Source organism: Amycolatopsis rhizosphaerae (assembly GCF_007713715.1).
In the GTDB taxonomy this organism is placed as follows: domain Bacteria; phylum Actinomycetota; class Actinomycetes; order Mycobacteriales; family Pseudonocardiaceae; genus Amycolatopsis_E; species Amycolatopsis_E rhizosphaerae.
The window spans coordinates 1-3,447 of record NZ_VJWX01000649.1 but is presented as its reverse complement, the minus strand read 5'-3'; the positions used below and the strand labels follow the sequence as shown (position 1 = coordinate 3,447).

At 71.9% G+C, this 3,447-nt stretch carries 3 protein-coding genes; all 3 read right to left on the bottom strand.

Going from position 1 to position 3,447, the window contains the following annotated elements:
- Positions 1-1,004, bottom strand: a 1,004-nt coding sequence (locus FNH05_RS34875) for an HAD-IC family P-type ATPase (RefSeq protein ID WP_144593111.1), incomplete at its 3' end; no start/stop codon positions are given.
- The gene (locus FNH05_RS34870) at positions 1,001-2,719 is read right to left on the bottom strand and encodes a polysaccharide deacetylase family protein (RefSeq protein WP_186382894.1); all 1,719 of its coding nucleotides are present in this window, start codon (positions 2,717-2,719) and stop codon (positions 1,001-1,003) included. The genes FNH05_RS34870 and FNH05_RS34875, both read right to left, overlap by 4 nt.
- A gap of 83 nt (positions 2,720-2,802) precedes the next feature.
- Complete coding sequence (locus tag FNH05_RS34865) at positions 2,803-3,264, bottom strand: universal stress protein (RefSeq protein WP_246128129.1); 462 nt, start codon at positions 3,262-3,264, stop codon at positions 2,803-2,805.
- Positions 3,265-3,447 lie beyond the last annotated feature (183 nt).

Below are 3,447 nucleotides of genomic sequence, written 5' to 3'. Positions count from 1 at the left end.
AGCCCGGACAGGGTGGCGGAGGTGGTGCCGGACGCCACCGGGCAGACCCGCCCGACCCGCATCCCGGTCTCGGTGAGGGTGCCGGTCTTGTCGGTGCAGACCGTGTCGACCCGCGCCAGCCCCTCCAGCGCGGGAAGCTCCTGCACCAGGCACCGGCGGCGGCCCAGCCGGATCACCCCGGCCGCGAACGCGATGCTGGTCAGCAGCACCAGCCCTTCGGGCACCAGCGGGACCAGCGCGGCCACCGTGCCCCGCACCGTCTCGACGGGCCCCTGATGGGCCCTCAGCTGCCCGTAGACCGTCACCGCCGCGGCCGGGACGAACAGCCAGGTGATCCAGCGGAGGATCCGGTCGATCCCCGCGCGCAGTTCGGAACGGGTGAGCGCGAAGCGGCTCGCCTGCTCGGCGAGTTCGTTGGCGTAGGCCGCGTTGCCCACCTTCGTGGCCCGGTACCGCCCGGTGCCCGCGACCACGAAGCTGCCGGACCGGACCTGCTCGCCCGGCTTCTTGGCCACCGGGTCCGGCTCGCCGCTGAGCAGCGATTCGTCCACCGCCAGTCCCGCACCGGCCAGCACGACGCCGTCGACCACGAGCTGGTCGCCGGGGCCGAGGTCGATCACGTCGTCCAGGACGATCCACTCGGTGGGAACGTCGGTGACCACGCCGTCGCGCACCACGCGCGGCCGCGCCTCGCCCAGGATCGCCAGCCGGTCCAGCGTGCGCTTGGCCCGCAGTTCCTGCACGATCCCGATCAGGGTGTTGACCAGGATGATGAAGCCGAAGAGCGCGTCCTGCGGCGGGCCGATCACCAGGATGATGGCGAACAGGGTGCCGATGATCGCGTTGAAGCGGGTGAACACGTTCGCCCGCACGATGTCCACGGCGCTGCGGCTGCCGCGGCGGACGACGGTGTTGGCCTGCCCCCGTTCGGCGCGCTCCCGGGCCTCGGCCGCCGACAGGCCCGCGGTGGCGAGGGTGCCCGGCCCGTCCACGGCCGGCTTCACGGCCGCACGATCGCGGTGCGGGTCGCGGTGTTCCACAGGATCGAGCCGTGCTGGAAGTCGCTGCGCCTGCCCTCGGGGACGGGGTATTCGTCGCTCACGGGCAGGCCGAGCCTGCTGTCGGGACCGCCGAGCTGCAGGTACTGGCCGAGGATCGCGCCGTTCATCTCGTGCGCCCCGGTCGCGGGCGAAAAGTAGACGATCCCGCCCTGGAAGGTGCCCGCTCGTCCGCCGGTGACGGCGTACTCGTCCGTGGTGGGGTAGCCGAGGAAACCCTTTTCCCAGTTCAGGGCGGCCCACTTGTCCCTGATGGCGCCGTGGACCTCGTGGGCCCCGGTCGCGGGGGTGTAGTAGATCGACCCGCCCTGGAAGTGGTTGTAGCGGCCGACCCCGTCCGGTGCCGGGGTCTCGTCGGTGGTGGGGTAGCGCAGCACGCCCCGTTCCCAGCCCAGTGCCGCCCATCTGCTGCGGATGACGTTGTACACCTCGTGGGCGCCGGTGGCGGGGCTGTAGTAGATCGACCCGTCCTGGAAGTGGTTGAACCGCCCGCCGCCGTCCGCGGCCGTTTCGTCGGTGGTGGGGTAGTGCAGCAGCCCGCGTTCCGAGCCGAGCGTGGCCCACTTGTCGCGGATGATGCCGTGCACCTCGTGGGCCCCGGTGGCGGGGGAGAAGTAGATCGAACCCGCGACGAAGTGGTTCAGCCGTCCGCCGTCGGCGGCCTCGGTCTCGTCGGTCACCGGATAGGACAGGAACGAGTCCGGCCCGCCCAGCGCGAAGTACCTGGCGCCGATCGCGCCGTGCACCTCGTGCGCGCCGAGGTCTTCGCGCCAGAAGATCCGCCCGCCCTGGTACCACTGCTCCGCGCCGTGGGACGGGGCGGCGGCCAGTTCGGCGCTGCCGGGCGTCCCGACCGGCGAATGCTCGGCGCCCAGGTCGGCGTACTTGCGGCCGATGACCCCGCGGGTCACCGACAGGCTGGGATCGGCGAAGCCGTATCCCATGCTGCGCAAGGTGTTGATGACCGCTCCGAGCGCGGCGACATCGGTGGAGTTGTCGCTCAGGTGCATCCGGATCGTGGCGCCGGGGACGGTGTACTGGCGGACCCTGGCCAGGATCGCGTCGATGCTCGTGCCCTGGTCCCCGGTTGTGTCGAAGGTCCAGTCGTAGTTGACGTAGTAGCCGTGCCGGGCCAGATCGCGGTTGACCCCCTGGTCGAGGTAGCCGTCCCGGTAGGGCGTGCGGAACCAGCCCGCCGAGGAGAAGCCGAGCCGGTTGAACACCGCCTCGGCGCGGTCCATTTCGGACCATCGCTGCGCCTGGTCCTGCATCGTCAGGTACGGGTGGTCGTAGGTCGCGTTGATCAGCTTGTGCCCGGCGCCGAGCAGCGCCCTGGTCTGGTCGGGGAACTTTTCGGCGTACCGCCCGGTGAGCGCGAACCCGGCGGTGATCTTGTTGTCCCGCAGGATGTTCAGCACCGCGTTCGTGTCGCCGGGGCTCCACCAGTCCGCGTCGAAGGTCAGCGTCACCACCTTGGCGGTGGTGTCGTAGGCGCGGGTGAATACCGCGGCCGTCTCGGGCGGGGCGCCGGCCGCGCGGGCGGCCGGTGCGAGTCCGGTGGTCAGGAGCAGCGCCGTGGCCAGCACGCCCAGCCGCCCGCCGGTCCTCCGGCGGGCGGACCGGCGCCGGAACGGCGGGACCGTCTCCGTCAACGCGTTCACGGCATCCAGGGTGACCGAGCGTGGCCGCGCGGAGACAGGTGCCGAAAGTCCCATCGCGGCCGACGAAAGTCCCTGCCCCCGGTTCATGCGTCCGTTTCGGAGGAGTTCCTGTGGACACCGTCGCGGATGACGACGACCGGGCAGTGCGCGTGCTGCACGCAGTGCTGTCCCACCGAACCGAGCAGCGCACCGGCGAACCCGCCGTGCCCGCGGCTGCCCACCACCAGCAGATCCGCGCCCTCGGCCGCCGACAGCAGCACCGAGGCGGTGATGCCCTCGCGGACCGCCGGGTGCACCGTCACGGCGGGCGCGGTGCCGAGCACCTCGGTCAGGGTGTCGGCCAGCGCCCGCGAAGCCAGCGTTTCCAGGTCGACGTCGACCGACGGGGCCCAGCCGTAGGCGCTGGGGTAGTGCCAGGCGAACACCGCCTCCACCTCCGCGCCGGTCAGTTCCGCCTGCCGGACCGCCCAGCGCAGCGCCTCCTTCGACGATGGGGATCCGTCGACCCCGACCACGATCCGGGACACCGACTCCACTGTGGACACCTCAACCTCCCGTGTTTCCGGCCTCGGCCCGCCTTGGGCCCGGCCGAGGAAGACGGTGCCAGCCCGGCCTCGCCCCGGCCGGGGGATTTGGTCGCCTGCCCGGAGGACTTCCGCCCCTGTGGTCTTTCCGCCGGGCGGCCTTGTCTGGGGGAGTGCCGGGGACACCGGCCCGCAGGATGAGAG